Annotated in this window: 23 protein-coding genes; 11 read left to right on the forward strand and 12 right to left on the reverse strand. The window is 57.6% G+C overall.

The window, feature by feature from the left end; genetic code table 11:
• The first annotated feature begins 54 nt into the window (after positions 1 to 54).
• Together ACT2B1_RS04925 and ACT2B1_RS04930 are read left to right on the forward strand one after the other, a co-directional pair.
• Positions 55 to 507 (forward strand): Lrp/AsnC family transcriptional regulator, encoded by a 453-nt coding sequence (locus ACT2B1_RS04925; RefSeq protein ID WP_481668685.1) that lies wholly within the window; start codon positions 55 to 57, stop codon positions 505 to 507.
• Positions 508 to 623: 116 nt separating this feature from the next.
• Positions 624 to 1,202, forward strand: a complete 579-nt coding sequence (locus ACT2B1_RS04930; RefSeq protein ID WP_171125412.1) for a PA14 domain-containing protein — start codon at positions 624 to 626, stop codon at positions 1,200 to 1,202.
• A 33-nt stretch (positions 1,203 to 1,235) separates the two neighbouring features.
• Here ACT2B1_RS04930 and ACT2B1_RS04935 read toward each other — a convergent pair whose 3' ends face one another.
• Entirely contained in the window at positions 1,236 to 2,198 is a 963-nt protein-coding gene (locus ACT2B1_RS04935) for an L-malyl-CoA/beta-methylmalyl-CoA lyase (protein WP_481668686.1), read from the reverse strand.
• 295 nt (positions 2,199 to 2,493) lie between these two features.
• Here ACT2B1_RS04935 and dgcN point away from each other — a divergent pair, with 295 nt between their 5' ends.
• From dgcN to ACT2B1_RS04950, 3 genes are all read left to right on the forward strand, one after another.
• Complete coding sequence (dgcN, locus tag ACT2B1_RS04940; protein WP_171212662.1) at positions 2,494 to 3,495, forward strand: N-acetyltransferase DgcN; 1,002 nt, start codon at positions 2,494 to 2,496, stop codon at positions 3,493 to 3,495.
• A 65-nt stretch (positions 3,496 to 3,560) separates the two neighbouring features.
• Positions 3,561 to 4,526 (forward strand): N-acetyl-D-Glu racemase DgcA, encoded by a 966-nt coding sequence (gene dgcA / locus ACT2B1_RS04945; RefSeq protein WP_481668687.1) that lies wholly within the window; start codon positions 3,561 to 3,563, stop codon positions 4,524 to 4,526.
• A 10-nt stretch (positions 4,527 to 4,536) separates the two neighbouring features.
• Complete coding sequence (locus ACT2B1_RS04950) at positions 4,537 to 5,397, forward strand: D-amino-acid transaminase (protein WP_481668688.1); 861 nt, start codon at positions 4,537 to 4,539, stop codon at positions 5,395 to 5,397.
• 44 nt (positions 5,398 to 5,441) lie between these two features.
• Here the strand turns inward: ACT2B1_RS04950 and ACT2B1_RS04955 are convergent, their stop codons facing one another.
• The 3 genes from ACT2B1_RS04955 to ACT2B1_RS04965 form a co-directional block, all read right to left on the reverse strand.
• A complete protein-coding gene (locus ACT2B1_RS04955) occupies positions 5,442 to 5,756 on the reverse strand; it encodes a DUF1244 domain-containing protein (RefSeq protein ID WP_171241400.1) in 315 nt (104 codons plus the stop codon).
• 74 nt (positions 5,757 to 5,830) lie between these two features.
• Positions 5,831 to 6,070 (reverse strand): DUF6868 family protein, encoded by a 240-nt coding sequence (locus tag ACT2B1_RS04960; protein WP_171126911.1) that lies wholly within the window; start codon positions 6,068 to 6,070, stop codon positions 5,831 to 5,833.
• Positions 6,071 to 6,129: 59 nt separating this feature from the next.
• The gene (locus tag ACT2B1_RS04965; RefSeq protein ID WP_171241399.1) at positions 6,130 to 6,867 is read right to left on the reverse strand and encodes an N-formylglutamate amidohydrolase; all 738 of its coding nucleotides are present in this window, start codon (positions 6,865 to 6,867) and stop codon (positions 6,130 to 6,132) included.
• 133 nt (positions 6,868 to 7,000) lie between these two features.
• On the opposite strand from ACT2B1_RS04965, the gene pyk reads away from it, so the two are divergent.
• From pyk to rplT, 5 genes are all read left to right on the forward strand, one after another.
• Entirely contained in the window at positions 7,001 to 8,446 is a 1,446-nt protein-coding gene (gene pyk / locus ACT2B1_RS04970; protein WP_171212658.1) for a pyruvate kinase, read from the forward strand.
• A 234-nt stretch (positions 8,447 to 8,680) separates the two neighbouring features.
• Positions 8,681 to 9,118, forward strand: coding sequence for a universal stress protein (locus tag ACT2B1_RS04975; protein ID WP_171241398.1), 438 nt, complete (start codon positions 8,681 to 8,683; stop codon positions 9,116 to 9,118).
• Between the two features lie 13 nt (positions 9,119 to 9,131).
• Positions 9,132 to 10,682, forward strand: a complete 1,551-nt coding sequence (locus ACT2B1_RS04980; protein WP_171241397.1) for an alanine/glycine:cation symporter family protein — start codon at positions 9,132 to 9,134, stop codon at positions 10,680 to 10,682.
• Positions 10,683 to 10,864: 182 nt separating this feature from the next.
• Positions 10,865 to 11,065: a 50S ribosomal protein L35 gene (gene rpmI, locus ACT2B1_RS04985; RefSeq protein WP_010443552.1), complete on the forward strand. Its 201-nt coding sequence runs from the start codon at positions 10,865 to 10,867 to the stop codon at positions 11,063 to 11,065.
• Positions 11,066 to 11,079: 14 nt separating this feature from the next.
• Positions 11,080 to 11,445 (forward strand): 50S ribosomal protein L20, encoded by a 366-nt coding sequence (gene rplT, locus ACT2B1_RS04990; RefSeq protein WP_008756009.1) that lies wholly within the window; start codon positions 11,080 to 11,082, stop codon positions 11,443 to 11,445.
• Between the two features lie 116 nt (positions 11,446 to 11,561).
• On the opposite strand, the gene ACT2B1_RS04995 is transcribed toward rplT, so the two are convergent.
• A complete protein-coding gene (locus ACT2B1_RS04995; protein ID WP_481668689.1) occupies positions 11,562 to 12,335 on the reverse strand; it encodes an ankyrin repeat domain-containing protein in 774 nt (257 codons plus the stop codon).
• A 181-nt stretch (positions 12,336 to 12,516) separates the two neighbouring features.
• Positions 12,517 to 13,908 (reverse strand): aminotransferase family protein, encoded by a 1,392-nt coding sequence (locus ACT2B1_RS05000; RefSeq protein WP_481668690.1) that lies wholly within the window; start codon positions 13,906 to 13,908, stop codon positions 12,517 to 12,519.
• A gap of 221 nt (positions 13,909 to 14,129) precedes the next feature.
• Between ACT2B1_RS05000 and ACT2B1_RS05005 the strand changes: the two genes are divergently transcribed.
• Complete coding sequence (locus ACT2B1_RS05005) at positions 14,130 to 15,758, forward strand: acyl-CoA synthetase (RefSeq protein ID WP_481668691.1); 1,629 nt, start codon at positions 14,130 to 14,132, stop codon at positions 15,756 to 15,758.
• Here ACT2B1_RS05005 and ACT2B1_RS05010 read toward each other — a convergent pair.
• From ACT2B1_RS05010 to ACT2B1_RS05035, 6 genes are all read right to left on the reverse strand, one after another.
• Complete coding sequence (locus ACT2B1_RS05010) at positions 15,755 to 16,096, reverse strand: DOPA 4,5-dioxygenase family protein (protein ID WP_171212654.1); 342 nt, start codon at positions 16,094 to 16,096, stop codon at positions 15,755 to 15,757. The genes ACT2B1_RS05005 and ACT2B1_RS05010 overlap by 4 nt on opposite strands.
• Positions 16,097 to 16,183: 87 nt before the next feature.
• The gene (gene maiA / locus ACT2B1_RS05015; protein ID WP_481668692.1) at positions 16,184 to 16,819 is read right to left on the reverse strand and encodes a maleylacetoacetate isomerase; all 636 of its coding nucleotides are present in this window, start codon (positions 16,817 to 16,819) and stop codon (positions 16,184 to 16,186) included.
• An 18-nt stretch (positions 16,820 to 16,837) separates the two neighbouring features.
• Positions 16,838 to 17,035, reverse strand: a complete 198-nt coding sequence (locus ACT2B1_RS05020) for a DUF2783 domain-containing protein (protein ID WP_171241392.1) — start codon at positions 17,033 to 17,035, stop codon at positions 16,838 to 16,840.
• 5 nt (positions 17,036 to 17,040) lie between these two features.
• Positions 17,041 to 18,651: an FAD-dependent oxidoreductase gene (locus tag ACT2B1_RS05025; RefSeq protein WP_171241391.1), complete on the reverse strand. Its 1,611-nt coding sequence runs from the start codon at positions 18,649 to 18,651 to the stop codon at positions 17,041 to 17,043.
• Between the two features lie 136 nt (positions 18,652 to 18,787).
• Positions 18,788 to 19,738, reverse strand: a complete 951-nt coding sequence (locus tag ACT2B1_RS05030) for an MBL fold metallo-hydrolase (RefSeq protein WP_171241390.1) — start codon at positions 19,736 to 19,738, stop codon at positions 18,788 to 18,790.
• A gap of 3 nt (positions 19,739 to 19,741) precedes the next feature.
• Positions 19,742 to 20,269, reverse strand: a complete 528-nt coding sequence (locus ACT2B1_RS05035) for a dihydrofolate reductase family protein (protein WP_481668693.1) — start codon at positions 20,267 to 20,269, stop codon at positions 19,742 to 19,744.
• Position 20,270 lies beyond the last annotated feature (1 nt).

Here is a 20,270-nt window from a genome sequence, read left to right on the forward strand (position 1 = left end):
TATTGGGCAAATGAAATTGCGTTTTTGTGCGTGATTGTCATAGTTTTGCAATCAATGACCAAGATAGATCAAATAAATCAGCAAATATTGCACGAGCTTTCGCGTGATGGACGGATCAGCAATCTGGATCTGGCCGAACGTGTCGGGCTTTCCCCGTCTGCCTGCCTGCGCCGAGTGCAAGAGTTGGAGCGTTCAGGGGTGATCGCCGGATATCGCGCGGTGCTGAATCCGGCGGCGGTTGGAGTGGGGTTCGTGGCTTATATCGGCGTGGGGCTGGGTGAACATACCAAAGCCGCGCAAGAAGGGTTCGAGCGCGCCCTTCAGCGTGCCCCCGAAGTGGTTGAGTGTCACAACATCACTGGCACCATAGAATACCTGCTGCGCGTCGAATGCGCAGACCTTCCGGCATATAAGACCTTTCATACGGATGTGCTGGGAACGCTGCCCCATGTCACGTCGATTACGTCTTATGTCGTCATGGATTCGCCCAAAGATACGCGTGCTTAGCCTTGCGATTGTGATGTTTAACCGTCTTGCGGGGTTAATTTTCACACCCTAGTGTCAGTTAATGACCTAATTTGACGGGGAACATACCCCGCGGGATGACTCTCAGGGAGGAGAAAATGAAACTCTTCAGAACAGGGGCGCTCGTCGCAGTATTCGCGATGATTGCCGGTGCGGCCATGACAGCGCCGCTCAAGCTGCAACCTGCCAGCCCCCAGCCCAGTCCAAAAGCGGGGCTTAACGTGAAATATGCATGGGAGGGTAATCCTCCACGCAAGATCCAAAACCTGTCCAAGGTTGATTTTCTGCTGAAAAAGGCCAAGCCGGGTCAGCCGTTGCGCGGGTTGGACTACCGCGATACGTCAGAAGGCGACCCGGTGCTGACGTTCAACGAAGCGTTCAACGTCGCGGCTGAGATCACCGGGTATATCAAGTTCAACGCGCCCGGTGTCTACGAGCTTGAGACATGGTCCAATGACGGGATCGACGCTTGGGTCGGCGGGCAGCAGATCGGGTATTTCAATGGTCGTCAGGGTTGCGATGCAAACCAGAGGACCGAGGTCGAAGTCCCGCAGGCTGGATGGTACCCCCTGAAGATCAAGTATTTTCAGAAATACGGAACGTCTTGCCTGATGATGAAATGGGGCAAGAAAGGCGAGCGGTTCACCTGGACCCCCAACGACGTCTTTGGCCGTTAAGAAAAAGGCGCCCTTCGGGGCGCCTTTTCAGTTTCAACCGTTTGCGGCGATCAATTCAGCCTGCGCCACGATGACCTCGGCCTGTTTGATCGACGCGATGTCTACCAGACGCCCCTTGTAAACCGTTGCGCCTTCGCCGTTGGCCTTTGCCTGTTCCATCGCAGCAAGGATTTCGCGGGCCTCGGACACGGCCTCGTCCGACGGGGTGAAGACCTGATTGGCCAGCGCGATCTGCTTGGGATGGATCGCCCATTTGCCGACCATGCCCAAAGTGGCCGAGCGTTTGGCCTGCGCGATATAGCCTTCGTCATCCGAGAAATCGCCGAACGGCCCATCCACGGGCAACACGCCATGGGTGCGGCAAGCGGCGACGATGGCGGCCTGCGCCCAGTGCCACGGATCAGACCAGTGCTTTTCGCCCTCGCGCAGCATGTAATAGTTTTCCTGCGTGCCACCGATGCCGGTGGTCTGCATCCCCATCGAGGCGGCAAAGTCCGCAGCACCGAGGCTCATGGCCTGCATACGGAGCGAAGAGGCCGCAATTTCCTCTACATGGGCGATGCCTGCGGCGGATTCGATGATGACCTCAAAGCTGACGGGCTTGGTGCGGCCCTTGGCGCGCTCGATCGCTGTGACCAGCGCGTCTACAGCGTAGACATCTGCTGCGCATCCGACTTTAGGGATCATGATCTGTTCCAGACGATCGCCTGCCTGTTCCAGCAGATCAACCACGTCACGGTACCAGTAAGGTGTGTCCAGCCCGTTGATGCGGACGGACATATACTTGCCGCCCCAGTCGATGGTGTTCAGCGCTTCGATTACATTGGCGCGGGCTGCATCCTTGTCACTAGGTGCGACCGAGTCCTCAAGGTCCAGATTGATCACATCGGCTGCAGACGCGGCCATTTTCGGGAACAGTTTGGTGTTTGATCCCGGCCCGAACAATTGGCAGCGGTTGGGGCGCGCGGGGGCGGCGGGTTGGATGCGAAAGCTCATCTGGACCTCGTGCGAGAAAGGAAATTGCGATTTTCTTGCCTCTTGAGGTATTAAATTGCGCGGTGCTGCGCAAGCGTCTTTGTGCAGATGCGGCAATGCAATCGCAGCATTCACCGTAATGCGCTGCGTCGCTGGAGGTTAAAGTTTAATCACTTTGAAAACTTGGGATGATTTTGCGCGTCAGGTAAAAATTACGCAAAATTATCCCTCGCGACCCGGCGTCCTTGCGGGAAAACGCGAAACACTCGTTCGGTTGCTTCAATAATCTGCGCCGGAATCAAAGGAGTGCACCGCTATGATCGAGACACCGTATCTGTTGTTTTTGGGCGATGCGCCCGACCAGTTGGCGGCAAAGGTTGCCATCGGAATCCGCGACTGGCGGCCGGAGAACGCCGTGGGTCAATACCGAATGGACGGCTGTAAGGCCGATCTTGGCATGACGGATATGACGCTTGCCGAAGCCAAGGCAGCCGGGGCAAAGACGTTGGTGATCGGCGTTGCCAATCGCGGCGGTGTGATCAGCGCGGCGTGGAAGAAGGTGCTGATCGAAGCGCTGGAGATGGGCTATGATCTGGCGTCCGGCCTGCACAACCTGCTGCGTGATGAGGGCGATCTGGTCGCGGCTGCTCAAACTCATGGTTGCACGTTGCATGATGTGCGGGTGCCGACCGTTGGGTATCCGATTGCAAACGGTCGTAAGCGCGCAGGCAAGCGCTGTCTGGCCGTTGGCACCGATTGTTCAGCAGGCAAGATGTATACCGCGATGTCGATGGATGCCGAGATGCGCAAGAGGGGTATGAAATCCACCTTCCGCGCCACCGGTCAGACGGGCATTCTGATCACCGGGCAGGGCGTTCCACTGGACGCGGTCGTCGCCGATTTCATGGCGGGTGCGGTTGAATATCTGACGCCCGAGAATGACGCCGATCACTGGGATCACATCGAAGGGCAGGGCTCGCTTTACCATGTGTCATATTCTGGTGTGACCATGGCGCTGATCCATGGCGGCCAGCCGGATGCGCTGATCCTGTGCCACGAACCCACCCGGACCCATATGCGCGGCTTGCCGGAATATTCTTTGCCAACGCTGCCTGAACTGCGCGACGCCGCCCTTCCGATGGCCCGGATCGCGAATCCGGCCTGTCAGGTTGTCGGGGTGTCGATCAACACGCAGAACCTAAGCGAAGAGGACGCTTTGGCCTATATCGACGAGGTTGAGGCCGAGATGGGCCTGCCCGCCACTGATCCCTATCGGTTTGGTGCGGGTAAATTGGTGGATGCGCTAGCCGCGCTGTGATCTAAGCGCTGGGCCGGTGGCGTTTGTTGCCGGCCTTTTCGACACTAAACTGAAAGGGTAGGCGCGTGCAGATAGAGGTCTCTCGTGATGTGTTTCGGCTGGCGCAGGTGTTCACCATTTCGCGCGGGTCGCGGACCGAGGCGAAGGTTCTGACGGTCCGGTTGTCGGATGGCGTGCATCAGGGCTGGGGCGAATGTGTTCCTTACGCGCGTTATGACGAAACGCTGGAGTCCGTCGAGGCCGAGATCGCGGGCCTGCCAGCCGAATTTACACGCCAGTCGCTGATGGACCTGTTGCCCGCCGGGGCTGCACGAAATGCGGTGGATTGCGCTCTGTGGGATCTGGAATGCAAACGCGCAGGGAGACGTGCCTGGGACCTAGCTGGTCTGCCGGTTCCGGGGCCAGAGATTACCGCCTATACCCTTTCGCTGGACACGCCCGAGGCGATGCAGGCGCAAGCGGCGCAAAACGCGCATCGCCCGTTGCTGAAGATTAAGCTGGGCACGCCGGACGACATGCCCCGTCTTGAGGCCGTTCGCGCAGGCGCGCCTGGCGCGCAGATCATTGTCGACGCGAATGAGGGCTGGTCTGCCACCGTCTATGCCGATCTGGCCCCGCATCTAGTGCGTCTGGGTGTTGCGTTGGTCGAGCAGCCCTTGCCCGCAGGTGAAGATGACGCGTTGATCGGGATGGAGCGTCCGGTGCCGGTCTGTGCTGACGAATCCTGTCATGACCGCGCCAGCCTGCCCGGCCTTAAGGGTAAATACGACGTGGTCAACATAAAGCTCGACAAAACCGGCGGCCTGACCGAGGCGCTGGCCCTGCGTGATCAGGCGCTGGCCCAAGGCTATAAGGTCATGGTTGGTTGTATGGTCGGCAGCTCGCTTGCGATGGCCCCTGCGACCTTATTGGCGCAGGGTGCGATGGTAACGGACCTTGACGGCCCGCTTCTTCTGGCCGAAGACCGAACCAACCCGCTGATTTTTGATGACGCCGGAGTGCATCCGCCTTCAAGCGCGCTCTGGGGCTGAGGAGAACAACATGACCCGCACCGTTTACGTGAACGGAGAATACCTGCCCGAGACCGAGGCCAAAGTCTCGATCTTTGACCGTGGATTCCTGATGGCTGACGCTGTTTACGAGGTGACCAGTGTGCTGGACGGCAAGCTGATCGACTTTGAAGGCCACGCGGTGCGTCTGAAACGGTCGCTGGACGAATTGCAGATGGCCGAGCCATGCAGCAAGGATGAGTTGCTAGAGATTCACCGCAAACTGGTCGAGCTGAACGGGATCGTCGAGGGTTTGATCTATTTGCAGGTCACACGCGGCAGCGATGGCGACCGGGATTTTGTGTTCCCTGCGGCCGACACCAAACCAACGCTGGTTCTGTTCACGCAGAACAAGCCGGGACTGGCTGACAGCCCTGCGGCGCAGAAGGGGGCCAAGATCATCTCGATCGATGATATCCGTTGGGGCCGTCGCGACATCAAGACAACGCAATTGCTGTATCCGTCCTTGGGCAAGATGATGGCCAAGGCCGCTGGATGCGATGATGCGTGGATGGTCGAAGATGGGTATGTTACCGAAGGCACCAGCAACAATGCTTACTTCGTGAAAAACGGTAAGATCGTCACCCGCCCTTTGTCCAACGACATCCTGCACGGCATCACCCGCAAGGCCGTGCTGCGCATGGCGGCTGAGGCGCAGATGGAGGTTGAGGAACGTCTGTTCACCATTGACGAGGCGAAAGAGGCAGATGAGGCCTTTACCACTTCGGCTAGTGCTTTCGTGATGCCAGTGGTTGAGATTGACGGGATTGCTCTGGGCGATGGCACGCCGGGGCTGATTGCAAAGCGTCTGCGCGAGATCTACTTGGACGAAAGCCGCAAAGCGGCGATCTGATTTAAAAGGCTCGCTGGAATGGCGGGCCTTTTAGCTATATGTCCTCAGCCTTTTTTGCCGACGTTTTCTTCAAAGGCGACCTCGAAGGCGGCCTGTTTTTCGGGGCTGGCCTCGGTCTGATAATTGGCTTTCCATTCATCCATGGTCATACCGTAGAAAATCTGGCGGGCCTCGTCCTTGCCCATCTCAATGCCTTTTTCATTGGCGGCTTCTTGATACCAGCGCGACAGGCAGTTGCGGCAGAACCCGGCCAGATTCATCATGTCGATGTTCTGGACGTCGGTACGGTCTTCCATCAGGTGCTTTTGCAAGCGGCGGAAAGCGGCGGCCTGAAGTTCGATTTCGGTTTGCTTGTCCATGGTCTGGCTCCGGGTAAACACTCTTGTTTTCTATGACCTAGCGGTCCGGTGGCGATGTTTCAACAAACAGGACGTCACGCCAGTTTCAACGCCAGCCACGGGACGATGCAAAAGATCAATGTCAGAATCTTGTAGTTGGCGAGATACCTGAAATAGGCCCGTTTCACGTCCGGGCGTTCCATCTGGAACATCCTGCCGTGAATACCGGCAATCCAGTCCTGCAAAAGCAGGACCATTGCTGTGGTAAACAGCAATACCGCGATATTGAGCACGGCCATCCAACCAAAGACGGAGGTGAGGAATTCCTGAGTCATAGTCGCCCCCTTTCCCACGATATATATGGGTTGGCGGCGAACCCCACAATGTCGTGCGCTTAAAGGTCGCTGTCCTCCAAAGCATCCTTCAGAACAACCGCCAACCGTTCAGCCCATGCGCGCTGTCCTGCATGATCGGCGATCAAGTCGTTGCGTAGCTCGATCAACGCATTGGGGCGGCCAAATCCCGTGCAGTGCTTGTTGATCGCGTCGCCGGGCAGCACGCCGGTATAGGGCTCGTTGATGCCGACGCACAGATCGTCTTCGGCCTGCAGCCGGTTGATCAACGGGCGCGCAAAACGTTCGTCCGGGGTGTGGAGAACACCCACGTGCCAAGGGCGCGGATCACGGCCGCGAAGCTGCCGGGTGAATGAATGCATCGACACAATCACCGCGTGGGGCAGGGCGGCTAATTCAGCAAGCGCATTGTGATATGGGCGATAGCACATGTTCAAGCGGCGTTCGCGCTCGGCGTTGTCGGCGTGGCGGTTGCTGGGAATGATCGAGCCATCATAGAGCTTCATCAGCAAGGTCGGGTCATCCTCACCCCGGTTGGGGTCGATCACAAGGCGCGAGAAATTGGCGGCAATGACGGGTGCGTTCAGGATCTCGCCCAGATGCTTGGACACCTCATAGGCGCCAACGTCATAGGCGATGTGACGTTCCATATCCTCGCGCGGCAGGCCGAGGTCCCCGCCGTTGATATCGGGCGGAACGGTGTTGGTTGCGTGGTCGCATGTGATCAGCCAGCGCGACGGGCGATCAGCGCCGTGGATAAAAAACGGAGAATACGTCATAAGCCTGTCATCTAGTTTGTCGCAGGTGTAGGGCAGTTGCTTTGAAAAGGGAATTGCGCAATAAGCAGCCTGCGGCAATGTTTGCGATAACATTTTCGCGAAGCCAAAAGACGACGTGAGGAGAGCAAGACCAATGCGACGCCTGAGAAGTGTAAAGATCGTGGCGACGCTGGGACCGGCGTCCAACGATTATGATACCATTCGTGCCCTGCACGAGGCCGGGGCGGATGTGTTCCGCCTGAACATGAGCCATGGCAGTCATGATGAAATTCGCGAACGTCATCAGATCATTCGGCAGGTAGAGAAGGATCTGGACAGCCCGATTGCGATCCTTGCCGACCTTCAGGGCCCGAAACTGCGCGTGGGCGTCTTTGCCAACGATGCGGAAGAACTGGTTGAGGGAGCAGCTTTCCGGCTGGACCTTGATCCAAAGCCTGGGGATATCAGCCGCGTATGCTTGCCTCATCCCGAGATTTTTGCCGCGCTGGAGCCAGGTGCGCGTCTTTTGGTGAACGACGGTAAAATCCGTCTGGTCGTGCAGGATTGTGGGCAGGACTTCGCTAACTGCTCTGTCGAAGTGGGCGGGACGATTTCAAACCGCAAGGGTGTGAACGTACCCGACGTCGTGCTGCCGCTTGCGGCATTGTCCGCCAAAGATCGCGACGATTTGGAATTTGTCTGCCAGTTGGGTGTCGACTGGCTGGCGCTGAGCTTTGTGCAGCGCGCGAAGGACGTGTTTGAGGCTCGCGCATTGGCTGATGGCCGCGCGTCTATCCTGTCCAAGATCGAAAAACCGGCGGCGGTTGAAGCATTTGACGATATCCTTGATGCGTCTGACGGTATCATGGTCGCGCGGGGTGATCTGGGCGTCGAGCTGCCGGTGTCAGCCGTGCCGCCGATTCAAAAGCGTCTGGTTCGGAAATGCCGTGGTGCGGCCAAGCCGGTAATTGTGGCGACGCAAATGCTGGAGAGCATGATCGAAAGCCCAATGCCAACGCGCGCCGAGGTGTCGGACGTGGCCACCGCAATTTACGAGGGCACCGACGCTATCATGCTCAGCGCTGAATCCGCTGCGGGCTCTTACCCGATCGAGGCGGTTCAGACGATGAATAAAGTCGCCATCGAGGTTGAGGCAGACCCAACTTATTCTCAGATCATCGCGTCTTCGCGCTCGGCCAAGGGTACGTCTGTGGCCGACGGCATTGTTGCCGCCGCGCGAGAGATCGCAGAAAAAACTGAAATCAAGGCGATCTGCTGCTTTACGCAAAGTGGAACGACCGCCTTGCTGACTGCACGCGAGCGTCCGGCCGTTCCGATCCTTGCGTTGACACCAGCTACGGGTACGGCCCGCCGCCTGTGCCTGACATGGGGGTGTCATTGCGTGATGACGCCCGAGCTTGAGCGGTTCAAGGGCGCGGTGGTGAACGCAGCCCGAGCCGCCCGTTCCGGGGGGTTTGCAGCCGAAGCGGACCAGATCGTTGTCACGGCGGGTGTGCCCTTCAACGTGCCGGGTACGACCAACATCTTGCGTATCGCGCCCTGCGACGAGCGGTTGATCTACAACACTGATCCGGGTTGAACCAAGCGGGAGCGATCCCCAGTCAATGCCCATAGCCTAAAAAATAGGCAAAAAAAGTATATATAAAGCAACAGCATATCTAAATGGAGGGTGAATCTTTCAGTTTCCCCTCTATTTTTTGGTGTTTTTCTTGGATACTGATCCGCAAGGGCGGTCTACTCAATAAGTTCCAGGTTCCGGCTGCCCGGCCGGGGGCACGGGCCCCGGTATAATCAACAAAATCGGAGGAACGTCATGACAACCAAAATTGTCATTGGACTGGACGGGACAGAAACCGGAGAGCGTGCGATCGCTTTTGCCAAGGATTTGGCTGAACGGATCGGAACGTGTGAGTTGCTGGTGGTTTACGTTATCGAATGGTCCCCTTTCACTTTCCAAACACCTGAAGAAAACGCGTTGCGGCACAAGCGGCGCGAAGAAGAGGTCGACTTGGCGACGACGCGGATCGTAAGCCCGGCCGTGGATGCGCTGGCCTCCGCCGGGTTTACGGCGCATGGCATCGTGCGTCACGGCGATGTGGCAGAAACGCTGAATGCAATCACAGTTGAAAATGGCGGGACGCAGATCATCGTTGGCCGCGCGTCGGCTGACGGGTTCAAGAAACGGCTGTTTGGCAGTTCAACGCAGAACCTTGTGATGCATGCCGATGTTCCGGTCACTGTAGTGAATTGAGGGGGTGACGATTATGAACATGTTGAAACACTTGGGTCTGGCCATAGCTGCCATGTTCCTTGCTAGCCCCGCTCTGGCGCAAGATGCACCGGGGCTGGACGACAAAATCAACCAGGCTTTCGCCGATTTCACCGGGCCGTTTGTCAGCTTTATCTTCGCGCCCTTCCCGGGCACCGGGTTCCCTTGGATCGTGGGATGGCTGGTCGTCGCGGCAACGGTTTTCACGCTGTATTTTGCCTTTGTTCAGCTTCGGTTCTTCGGTCATTCGATCAGTCTGGTCAAAGGCGACTATTCCGACCCCAACGACGCGGGTGAGGTCAGCCACTTTCAAGCGCTGGCAACGGCTCTGTCCGGGACGGTTGGTCTTGGTAACATCGCTGGTGTGGCGGTGGCTGTCGGGATCGGCGGACCGGGAGCCACATTCTGGATGATCGTTGCGGGCCTTTTGGGTATGGCGTCGAAATTCACCGAATGTACGCTGGGCGTCAAATACCGCAATGAATACGAGGACGGCACGGTTTCGGGTGGTCCGATGTACTACATGTCCAAGGGCTTTGCCGAATTGGGTCTGCCCGGTGGTAAAATCCTTGCGGTTTTGTTCTCGATCTTCTGTATCCTTGGTGCGCTGGGCGGTGGCAATATGTTCCAGGCGAACCAGGCGCATCAGCAGATCGCGGGCATCGTCGGCGACTATCCGGGGTGGATCACTGGTCTGGTCTTTGCGGGTATCGTGTTTGCTGTGATCGTCGGTGGCCTGAAGTCCATCGCGCGTGTGACTGAAAAGGTCGTACCTTTCATGGGCGTCATGTATGTATTGGCCGCGCTGGTCATCATCATCATGCACGCAGATCAGATCGGATGGGCCTTTGGTCAGATCTTCGCGGGTGCCTTTACCGGTCTTGGCGTTGCTGGCGGTATGGTCGGCGCGCTGATCCAGGGCTTCCGCCGTGCGGCGTTCTCGAACGAAGCGGGCGTTGGTTCTGCGGCGATTGCGCACTCGGCGGTGCGGACGAAAGAGCCGATCACCGAGGGCTTTGTGTCCCTGCTGGAGCCGTTCATCGACACCGTTGTGATCTGTACGATGACCGCGCTGGTGATCATCATCACCCAGCAGCTGATCATTGATCCGGCAACCGGCAACTACATGCTGAACGAATCGGGCAACGCCATTGCGACGGTCGATGGAAACTCGGGCGTCAGCCTGACCTCGGCAGCCTTTGCCAGCGCCTTTGGGTGGTTCCCCTATGTGTTGGCCATCGCTGTGGTTCTGTTCGCCTTCTCGACCATGATCAGTTGGTCCTACTACGGCCTCAAGGCCTGGACCTACCTGTTCGGCGAAGGTCACACCAAAGAGCTGATCTTCAAGATCATCTTCTGCGTTTTCGTGGTGATCGGTGCGGCGGCCAACCTTGGCCCGGTTATCGACTTCTCGGATGCAGCGATCTTTGCAATGGCGGTTGTGAACGTCTTTGCGCTCTACTTCCTGATGAAAGTGGTGCGCGAGGAACTGGCTAGCTACGCAGCCCGGTTAAAGAGCGGCGAAATCCGCAAATTCGGCCATTAAGTCTTTCTACCGGGGCGGCTCGTGTCGCCCCGGTACCTGACCGCCCTGCGAAAAGCGCAGATTCTGGTCAAAACCCCCTTGCCAGTATGATCGAACTTGCGTAAACGGCGCTTCTGATCGCGTGACCGGCCGGATGGCATGCCGAGTCGCGTTTTGTACCGAACCCGAAAAAGGAGACGGAAATGCCTAAGATGAAGACCAAGTCGAGCGCCAAGAAGCGCTTTAAGGTGACTGCGACCGGTAAGGTCCTTGCTGGCCAGGCCGGCAAACGGCACGGCATGATTAAGCGGACCAAAAAGTTTATCCGCGACGCCCGTGGCAACACCACCCTGTCCGCCCCCGACGCCAAGATCGTCAAGGGCTACATGCCCTACGACCGCTAAGAGGAGATTAAGAGATGTCCCGCGTTAAAGGTGGAACCGTAACTCACGCCCGTCACAAGAAGGTTATCAAGGCCGCCAAAGGTTACTATGGCCGCCGCAAAAGCACCTTCAAAGTTGCACGTCAGGCCGTCGACAAGGCCAACCAGTATGCAACCCGCGACCGTAAGAACCGCAAGCGCAACTTCCGCGCGCTGTGGATCCAGCGTATCAACGCCGCTGTCCGTTCGCATGACGAGGCACTGACATATTCCCGCTTCATCAACGGTCTGAACCTGGCCGGTATCGAAGTGGACCGCAAAGTTCTGGCTGATCTGGCCGTACACGAACCGGAAGCGTTCGGTGCGATCGTCGCCAAAGCTCAGGCCGCTCTGGCTGCCTGATCCTCTGAAAAGAGACAGTGAAAGAAAGGCCGTCCCATTTGGGGCGGCTTTTTTCTTGGGGGCATTAGCGTGTCGGGCGGGTTTGAGAGAAATAAGGTTGCAGTGCTCGTCGAGTATCAGGTCTCGGTCATGTAGCGGTCAAAGACGGCCAGTGTTGGAGCATGCCCTTCAGCGAAGGACCGCCCGGTTTCACCCGCCAGGCAAACATCTGAAACCTTGCCTGAGCGGGAATGAATGTCAGCGCCGGCCAAGATAAGTGCTTCGACGACCACCGGGTTCCATTCCGAGGCGGCTGTGATCAGAGGCGTCCATTGCAGATTTTTTGACCGCTGCTCGATATCTGCGCCCAAGGCCATGCATCGTTTGATCACTTCAGTCAGTTCATTCCGTTCGATTGCGTCACAATTGCCGAAACCAAGTCCGTGCAGAACATTGTAGTCCGACCCCAACCCGAGCTTCGGATCAGCGCCCCGATCCAGAAGAAGGCGAACGACCTTTAGCGACACGCCAAACATGCAAGACATCGCCATATAAAGCGCTGTTGCTTCTAATTCTCCGTGGGTCGCGTTGATTTCCCAATGGTCCAATGCGTCCGCGACGGCCCCGAGATCGCCGTCGCTGATTGCATCAAAAATCAGTGGCTCCGGTACATGCTCTTTTACTGCTTTTTCAGCGAATTGGTTTGCGAGGTCTTGGCTGAACGATTTCTCGTTTAGCAAGTCAAACTGAGCGGCCAACTGCCCTAACTCTGGAATGGTGTCACCATATTTGGCAATCGCCGCGTCAAGTTCCGCCCGTAAAGCCTTTGCGTCCTCGGTGTTGCCTGATCCGTCGGTGATTTGGCTAATGAGAAAGTCGGAAATTCGCTGCTGAATAGAAAGGATATCCATGGTGCGGCAGTCTAGCGCGGAGTATGGCGAATTTAAGGGGAAAAAAGAAAGCGCTTATATTTGCGCTCTTATTCGATTGTGCATTTTCGGTAGAATTGTTCCCGGTGCTACGAAATATAGTCAAAACACAAGAAAACCGGCGCAATGAAGCGCCGGTTTTGTTACTTCACCGCGGTAAGGATCAACCAAACACACGCCCCAGCGCACCGTCGACCGCGTCGGTGATCTGGTCGATATCGTCCGCTGTCGCGATCAGTGCGGGCGAGAAGCACAGCGTGTTATTCTTGCCTGGCACCGAACGGTTGGTCACGCCGATGATAACCCCCTGCGCCATACAGTCCGCCACAACGGCCTGTGCCAGTTTCTCATTCACAGGCTCACGGCTTGAGCGGTCCGACACCAGCTCGGCCCCAAGAAACAGACCCTTGCCGCGCACGTCACCGATGATCTTGTGCTTCTCCATCAGCTCTTGCAGGTTGCCCATCATGCGCGCGCCCATGTCGGTGCAGTTCTGCAGCAGGTTCTCATCCTCGATGATCCGCATGTTTTCGATCGCCGCCGCCGGACCAGCGGTGCAGCCACCAAAGGTCGAGATATCGCGGAAATAGTTCATCGGGTCGTCCGCGTTGTCCTTGAACATGTCAAAGATTTCCTCGGTCGTGACCATGCAGGCAATCGCCGCATAGCCCGAGGCGACACCCTTGGCCATGGTCACGAAATCAGGCTTCACCCCGTATTGCTGATAGCCAAACCAAGTGCCGGTGCGGCCGACACCACAGACGACCTCATCAATATGCAGAAGGATGTCGTATTTGTCGCAAATCTCCTGCACGCGCTGCCAGTAGCCCTCAGGGGCTTCAATCACGCCGCCACCTGCGGTCACAGGCTCAAGGCACAGGGCGCCCACGGTGTCGGGGCCTTCACGCAGGATGACTTCTTCGATTTGATCAGCCGCCCATTCGCCGAAATTCTCTTCGGGGGCGCCGTCCAGCTCATGCTTGCGGTATTCCATGCAATGCGGGACGCGCACGAAATCGGGTGCGAATGGGCCGTATTGCGCGTTGCGCTCGTCCTGACCACCCGCCGACATCGCCGCCAGAGTTGATCCGTGATAATCGCGGTCGCGATACAGGATCTTGGTCTTCTTGCCGCCGTATTTCTTGTGGGCGATCTGGCGGACCATCTTAAAGGCTTTCTCATTCGCCTCAGAGCCCGAGTTCATATAATAGACGCGGCTCATCCCCGGCATCTTGCTGATCAGCTTTTCCGCAAAGATCGAGCCCGGAATGGACCCGGCCGAGTTTGCGAAATAGCACAGCTTCATCAACTGGTCATAGACAGCCTTGCAGATCGATTCGCGGCCATAGCCCACGTTGACAGTCCAGACCCCGCCCGAGACCGCATCCAGATGTTCCTTGCCGTTCTGATCCCAGACGCGCATGCCTTTGCCTTCGACAATGATGCGCGGGTCGTTGGTTTCAAAGGGTTTATGTTGGATCAGGTGATGCCAGATATGGGCGCGGTCTGCCTCGACCACGCGGGAAAGATCGTTTTCGTTGAACGTGCCGTCCATGACATGTCCTTTCAGAATTTCTTGGGTGCGCAGGATGCCGGAGCTTAATCCCGGCCCGTGTGTTTTAGATGGCTCAGATCACCGCGAAAGACCATCGGTAGATAGGGCCAGATTGCATCATCGCATATTGCCAGTCCAGACCTGCGCCGTATTTCTACGGGTTTGTCAGCCGGGCAACTTTGTGATCAAGTCGCGCGATCAGACAAAGGGAGGGGAAACCGATGACTGTCGCCAACATTTATGAACGTCATCTGGATCAATGCCGCGCGAACCATACGCCGCTATCACCGCTCAGTTTCCTTGAGCGGACGGCGCAGGTTTACCCCGATTACCCGTCCGTCGTGTATGGCGAACGCAGATATACCTGGGCCGAAACATATGCCCGGTGTCGGCGTCTGGCGGGGGCACTTGCTGCGCGTGGCATTGGCAAAGGCGACACGGTTTCGATCATCGCCGCCAATATCCCTGAGATGTACGAGGCCCATTTTGGTGTCCCGATGACCGGTGCGGTGTTGAACGCGATCAACACACGGCTGGATGCGCCGATCATTGCCTTCATCCTCAACCACGCTGAATCCAAGATACTGCTTGTCGACCCTGAGTTTTCGGGCGCGGTGAAAGAGGCATTGAAGCAGGTCGATCATGATCTGCTGGTCATAGATATTGAAGATGCCAGTTTTGATGGCGGGGAAAAGCTGGGGTCCCTGACCTACGAAGCGCTTCTGTCCGAGGGCGATCCAGACCATTCTTGGTCTTTGCCGGATGACGAGTGGGACGCGATTACGCTGAACTATACCTCGGGCACGACCGGCAATCCCAAGGGCGTTGTGTATCATCACCGAGGTGCCGCGCTGAATGCGCAGTCGGACCTGTTGGACTGGGATATGCCCAAACACTCGGTCTATCTGTGGACCTTGCCGATGTTCCACTGCAATGGCTGGTGTTTCCCATGGGCGATGGCGGCGAATGCCGGGGTATCGGTCTGTCTGCGCGCTGTGCGGGATGAGCCTATCTATGCGGCCTTTCGGGATGAGAAGGTCACGCATTTCTGTGGCGCGCCGATTGTTCTGAACATGCTGGCCAATGCGCCGGATCACCTCAAGGATTTCGATCACCAGATCAAAGTGATGACTGCAGGTGCCCCGCCACCAGCCGCCGTGATCGCGAATATGGAGGGGATGGGGATCGAGGTCACTCATGTATACGGTCTGACCGAAACCTACGGCCCATCGGTTGTCTGTGCATGGAAGGACGAATGGAATGACAAATCCGCCGATGAGCGCGCCGCGCTGAAGGTCCGGCAGGGGGTTCGCTATATCGCTTTGTCGGGTTTGATGGTGGCCGACCCCGAAACGCTGGAACCGGTGCCCGCCGATGGTAAGACGATGGGCGAGATTTTCATGCAGGGCAATGTGGTGATGAAAGGGTATCTCAAGAACCCGGATGCCACGGACAAGGCGTTCAAAGGCGGGTGGTTCGCCTCTGGCGATCTGGGGGTCATGCACCCGGACGGCTATGTCGCGCTAAAGGATCGGTCAAAGGACATTATCATCTCGGGCGGCGAGAATATCTCGTCGGTCGAGGTGGAAGATATCCTTTATAAGCACCCGGCCGTGATGGAGGCCGCAGTCGTTGCCCGCCCGGACGAGAAATGGGGCGAGACGCCCTGCGCGTTTGTCGAGCTAAAGCCCGATGCGCAGGCGACAGACGCCGAGATCATAGCCTTCTGCCGGGATAATATGGCGCATTTCAAGGCGCCCAAGACTGTGGTGTTTGGCCCATTGCCTAAGACATCAACAGGAAAGATTCAGAAGTTCAAACTGCGGGATCAGGCACGGGAACTGGACTAACTCCCCATCCTGTCAAAGATTGAAAGGTCCAGCGCAAGCATCTCGCCCATCCAGATGGCGCGGTCTCGATGATCCTCAAGATGTTGCCCGGTTTCGGGGTGGGTGAAGATGGTAAGCCCCTGCCGGTTCAGCATCAGCCAGGGGATGACCTGATCAAAGGCGTCTGCGGCGAAGGCCAACTGGCAACTCCAGCGCGGATGGGGACCGACGTTCTTGGTGTGCATTCGGCCCATCTCAACTGGGTACAGGCGCGCGGCGTCTTTACAGAGCTGCTGGGCGGTCTCTTGCGTGTCGGCGTTGAAATAGACATGGGCGTGATAGCCGGTGATCTCGGGCATGGGAGCCTCCATCATTAGGTATGGTGAAGGTAGGTCTGCGCCGCCCGGATGCCTATGGCCATGTGCACACAGACCCTGTGCAGCAGATCAGGCGGGTACATGCCGGTCGGGGTGGGCATCTGCAAAGGCGGGGTGTACCGCGCAGGCGGCCTCGACGCTCAGAATGCGGGACAGGTTGGTCAGATCAACGTCCCAGCGGCGGGCGTTATACATCTGCGGCATCAGGCATAGATCGGCCAGACCTGGTTGCGGCCCGGTGCAATAAGGGACCTGTTCGAATCCGCCCAGAAGGGCCTCGAACGCCAACAGGCCGGGGCGGATGAAATGGCGCATCCAATCGCCCGGCATCCCTTCGGTATTTCCGCTCAGTTCTGTTGCATGGCGCGCGACCGAAAGGTTGCAGACCGGGTGCAAGTCGACGGCGATGGAGTGCGCCAGCGCAAGTGCACGAGCGCGGGCGGCAGGTTCCGCAGGCAGCAGGCCCATGCCGCGCGTCTGGTCCAGATAGTCGATGATTGCGAGTGATTGTGTTAGTTGCAGGCCGTCAATCTCGAGGACTGGCACCAAACCCTGTGGATTGCGCGCCAGATGATCGCCGGATTTGTGATCACCTGCGACCAGATCAATGGAAACCGGCTGATAGGCGATCCCGGCCAGATTCAACGCGATCCGCACCCGGTAGCTGGCTGAAGACCGCCAGTAATCATACAAAACCGTGTTCATTAGGCCCTCCTGCCAGGGTCAGTTGTCTTGGAGTTTGGCCGCTTTCAAAGCTTGGGATAACACCTCGGCATCTCCAATGTGATTGGCCAGCACCAAAACCAGCCGCGCGTTCAGGGCGTCACTTTCGGCCCTGTCCAAACCTTCATGGGCCGTCAACAGACTCGCATAGAAATTATCGGCACTGTCCAGATTGGGGGTGAGGATCAAATCGGTCATTTCGCTTACTCCTTACCGGTTGCCCGGCGGATTGCCTGGCGGAAAGCGTTTTCTTCGAAGTTGTCGCGCCGGGCCGCGACATGCTGGTCCGGACGGATCAAGTAGACGCCGCTGGTCGCGTCACCCAGATATCGGCGTTTCAAATCCAGTGTCGGATCATCCTTTACAGACAACGCAAGCCGCGTGGCCACGACGCCGTCTTCTTCCAGGCTGTCCGGTGCGTCGGCATCAATCGTCAGCAGGGTGAACTTGCCCGCAAGCTTGGGCAGCAGGAACGCATCGCCCAGCGGTGCATCGGGACAGGCCGAGCCGGGTCGTGTGATGTCAGGCCCGTTCAGGGCATCAGCCGAGTTCAGGGAAGACCCCGTGTAGGTGCAAGGGGTGCTCAGACGTCCGGAATTTACCAGCGGGCGGGCAAAGTCATAGTGTTCGCTGAGGTCCAGAACCGCATCTCGCAACAGGCGCGACATCTCGGACTTGGGCGTGATGAAATCGGTTGAGCGCGTGGACATGCTGATATTCTCATCCGCTGCCTGCACGCGTTCGCGGCTGTAGCTGTCCAGCAGCAATTCGGGTGCCTGCCCGTCAATCACCAGCTTCAGTTTCCAGCACAGGTTGTCCGTGTCCTGAATGCCGGAATTGGCACCACGCGCACCAAACGGGCTGACCTGATGGGAGCTGTCCCCGGCAAAGAGGACGCGACCATAGCGGAAACGCTCCATGCGGCGGCATTGGAAGGTGTAGATAGAGACCCATTCCAGATCGAACTCAACATCTTCACCCAGCATTTGTTTGAGGCGCGGGATAACGTTTTCCGGCCGTTTCTCACGCTCTTTGTCGATGTCCCAACCCAGTTGCAGGTCAATACGCCAGACATTGTCTGGCTGTTTGTGCAGCAACGCGGATTGGCCGCGGTTGAAGGGTGGGTCGAACCAGAACCAGCGTTCGGTCGGAAAATCGGCCTCCATCACCACATCGGCGATCAGGAAATTGTCCTCGAACACACGCCCGTCAAAGTCCAGCCCCAGCATCCGGCGGGTCGGAGAGTGCGCACCGTCACAGGCGATCAGCCAGTCGGCTTCGACATTGTAGGGACCTTCCGGCGTTTCAACCTCAAGCTTGACGTGGTCGTCATGGGTGCCGATGGCCTCGACCTTGTTGCGGCCACGTATTTCCACGGGCGCACCCTCAGCCTGAAGATCTCGGATGCGATCGACCAGAATGCGCTCCAGATGATATTGCTGAAGGTTGATGAAGGCAGGGTTTCCATAGCCTTTCTCAGGTTGAAGGTTGAACTCGTAGACCTTGCGATTGTCAAAGAACACTTTGCCCGCGTCCCACTGGACGCCGGTATCAACCATGGGTTTGCCGCCGCCCAAGCGATCGGCAATGTCCAGCGTGCGCTGCGAGAAACAGATGGCCCGACTGCCAAAACTGACCTTGTCGTTTTCGTCCAGCACCACGACCTCAACCCCTTGTTGCGCAAGGTCGATTGCCGCGGCAAGCCCGATGGGTCCGGCCCCGATGACGATTACCTTGTGGCGCACCGGGGTAGACGCATCCTGATCGGGGCTGCGGTCATAGGCGTAAAGCGGCGTTTCGAAAATCTTGTTCATGGGTTCTCCCCCGATGCTTTAGCGCGACTGGCGCAAAACTCTGGTCCCTGGGCATTGCCATGCCGGAGGTCATACACGATGATTTCACTGATTTTTCCGGCGCAAAACGATCTGGATCAAATGCGACGGTATGTCCCTAGCCCTGCAATGCCTCCCACATTTCAAGATCGCGCTGCGCGGTCCAGATGCGCGGAGTGTCGATGCCGCGCGCTTCGTCATAGGCGCGGGCGACGTTGAATGGCAGGCAATGTTCGTAGATTGCGTAGTCCGAGAATTTGGGATCGCATTCGGCGCGAACGGCATCCCAAGCTTCTTTCAATGAACCGCCACGTGCGGCAACCCTGGCCGCCGGACGATAGGTGCTTTCCACAAAGTCGCGTGTGTTTTCAATCGCGGCATTCACCATGCTTTTGCCAACCAACGCGTCCCCGCGTCCCGGTGCAATTGCATCGACATCGAACCACTTGATTTCGTCCAGCGTGTCGCCCCAATCGCTGAAATGACCATCACCGCAGTAGCAGGCCGAGTGATATTCGACGATGTCACCGGTAAACATAACGTTCTGATCGGGCACGTGGATCACGATATCGCCTGCCGTGTGCGCGCGGCCCAGATGCATCAGATCAACCCGGCGGTTGCCTAGATAGACGGTCATCGTGTCGCTGAAGGTGGAGGTGGGCCATGTCAGGCCGGGGATGCTTTCGTGTCCTTCGAACAGCCGAGGGAAGCGTTGGAATTCGCTGTCCCAGTCTTCCTGCCCGCGTTCCACGACCATGGCTCGGGCCATGGCGGACATAATGATCTGTTGCGCACCAAAGGCGCTGGCACCCAGCACCCTGACAGCGTGATAGTGGGTCAGCGCGACGTGGGTAATGGGTTTGTCCGTAACCGAGCGAACGCATTCGATGACCTTGTTTGCCAGACGCGGCGTTGCCTGTGCCTCGATAATCATCACGCTGTCGTCGCCGATGATGACACCAGAATTCGGATCCCCTTCGGCGGTGAAGGCGTATAGGCCTTCGCCTACCTCAGTAAACGAGATGTTCTTTTCAGACATGTCCCCTTGGGACGCGAAAGCTTTTGCCATCGTTCAACCTTTTATTTTGTAGTCGATTTGCAGAATGCCGCCCGGCAGTTTTGTGACGTCCAGCAGCGTCAGATCGTGCTGTTTTCCGGCGGCAAAACAGGGCAGTCCCTGACCAAGCAGGGTTGGCATGATAAAAACACGAAGCGTGTCGAACATTCCGGCGTCAATCGCTGCCCGCTGTGTTTTGCCACCGCCAAGAATCCAGACCTTCTTATGCCCGGCTTCCAAAATGGCAGTTTTCAGGGACTCTATGCAGCCCGCAGCGGCGATGTGTGGGCCTTTGATCTTGGTCTGCCGGGTCAACACATAGGCGGGCCGTTCGTCATATGGCCAGCCCCATCCAAGAACCTGATCATAAGTCGCGCGACCCATGATCAGCGCGTCGATGGACGATATGAATTCTCCATAGCCCCCGTCCGAGGCCAGGGCTTCGTTGAACGGGTTCAGCCAATCGACACTGCCGTCGGGATCAGCGATGAATCCGTCCAGGCTCATCGCGATGTATCCGACATACGTGGGGTTCGCCGTCATG

It is taken from the genome of Ruegeria sp. S263 (assembly GCF_056780525.1).

Bases quoted from the DNA above. Each gene is read 5' to 3' on its own strand.
- ACT2B1_RS04980 (WP_171241397.1), top strand. From the start codon at position 9,132: ATGAACATGTTGAAACACTTGGGTCTGGCCATAGCTGCCATGTTCCTT.
- maiA (WP_481668692.1), bottom strand. From the start codon at position 16,819: ATGAACACGGTTTTGTATGATTACTGGCGGTCTTCAGCCAGCTACCGG.
- ACT2B1_RS04975 (WP_171241398.1), top strand. From the start codon at position 8,681: ATGACAACCAAAATTGTCATTGGACTGGACGGGACAGAAACCGGAGAG.
- ACT2B1_RS05005 (WP_481668691.1), top strand. From the start codon at position 14,130: ATGACTGTCGCCAACATTTATGAACGTCATCTGGATCAATGCCGCGCG.
- ACT2B1_RS05025 (WP_171241391.1), bottom strand. From the start codon at position 18,651: ATGAACAAGATTTTCGAAACGCCGCTTTACGCCTATGACCGCAGCCCC.
- ACT2B1_RS04930 (WP_171125412.1), top strand. From the start codon at position 624: ATGAAACTCTTCAGAACAGGGGCGCTCGTCGCAGTATTCGCGATGATT.
- pyk (WP_171212658.1), top strand. From the start codon at position 7,001: ATGCGACGCCTGAGAAGTGTAAAGATCGTGGCGACGCTGGGACCGGCG.
- ACT2B1_RS05010 (WP_171212654.1), bottom strand. From the start codon at position 16,096: ATGCCCGAGATCACCGGCTATCACGCCCATGTCTATTTCAACGCCGAC.
- ACT2B1_RS05030 (WP_171241390.1), bottom strand. From the start codon at position 19,738: ATGGCAAAAGCTTTCGCGTCCCAAGGGGACATGTCTGAAAAGAACATC.
- ACT2B1_RS04960 (WP_171126911.1), bottom strand. From the start codon at position 6,070: ATGACTCAGGAATTCCTCACCTCCGTCTTTGGTTGGATGGCCGTGCTC.
- ACT2B1_RS04950 (WP_481668688.1), top strand. From the start codon at position 4,537: ATGACCCGCACCGTTTACGTGAACGGAGAATACCTGCCCGAGACCGAG.
- ACT2B1_RS05020 (WP_171241392.1), bottom strand. From the start codon at position 17,035: ATGACCGATTTGATCCTCACCCCCAATCTGGACAGTGCCGATAATTTC.
- ACT2B1_RS05035 (WP_481668693.1), bottom strand. From the start codon at position 20,269: ATGACGGCGAACCCCACGTATGTCGGATACATCGCGATGAGCCTGGAC.
- ACT2B1_RS04935 (WP_481668686.1), bottom strand. From the start codon at position 2,198: ATGAGCTTTCGCATCCAACCCGCCGCCCCCGCGCGCCCCAACCGCTGC.
- ACT2B1_RS04955 (WP_171241400.1), bottom strand. From the start codon at position 5,756: ATGGACAAGCAAACCGAAATCGAACTTCAGGCCGCCGCTTTCCGCCGC.
- ACT2B1_RS04965 (WP_171241399.1), bottom strand. From the start codon at position 6,867: ATGACGTATTCTCCGTTTTTTATCCACGGCGCTGATCGCCCGTCGCGC.
- ACT2B1_RS05000 (WP_481668690.1), bottom strand. From the start codon at position 13,908: ATGGACGGCACGTTCAACGAAAACGATCTTTCCCGCGTGGTCGAGGCA.
- dgcN (WP_171212662.1), top strand. From the start codon at position 2,494: ATGATCGAGACACCGTATCTGTTGTTTTTGGGCGATGCGCCCGACCAG.
- rplT (WP_008756009.1), top strand. From the start codon at position 11,080: ATGTCCCGCGTTAAAGGTGGAACCGTAACTCACGCCCGTCACAAGAAG.
- ACT2B1_RS04995 (WP_481668689.1), bottom strand. From the start codon at position 12,335: ATGGATATCCTTTCTATTCAGCAGCGAATTTCCGACTTTCTCATTAGC.
- ACT2B1_RS04925 (WP_481668685.1), top strand. From the start codon at position 55: ATGACCAAGATAGATCAAATAAATCAGCAAATATTGCACGAGCTTTCG.
- rpmI (WP_010443552.1), top strand. From the start codon at position 10,865: ATGCCTAAGATGAAGACCAAGTCGAGCGCCAAGAAGCGCTTTAAGGTG.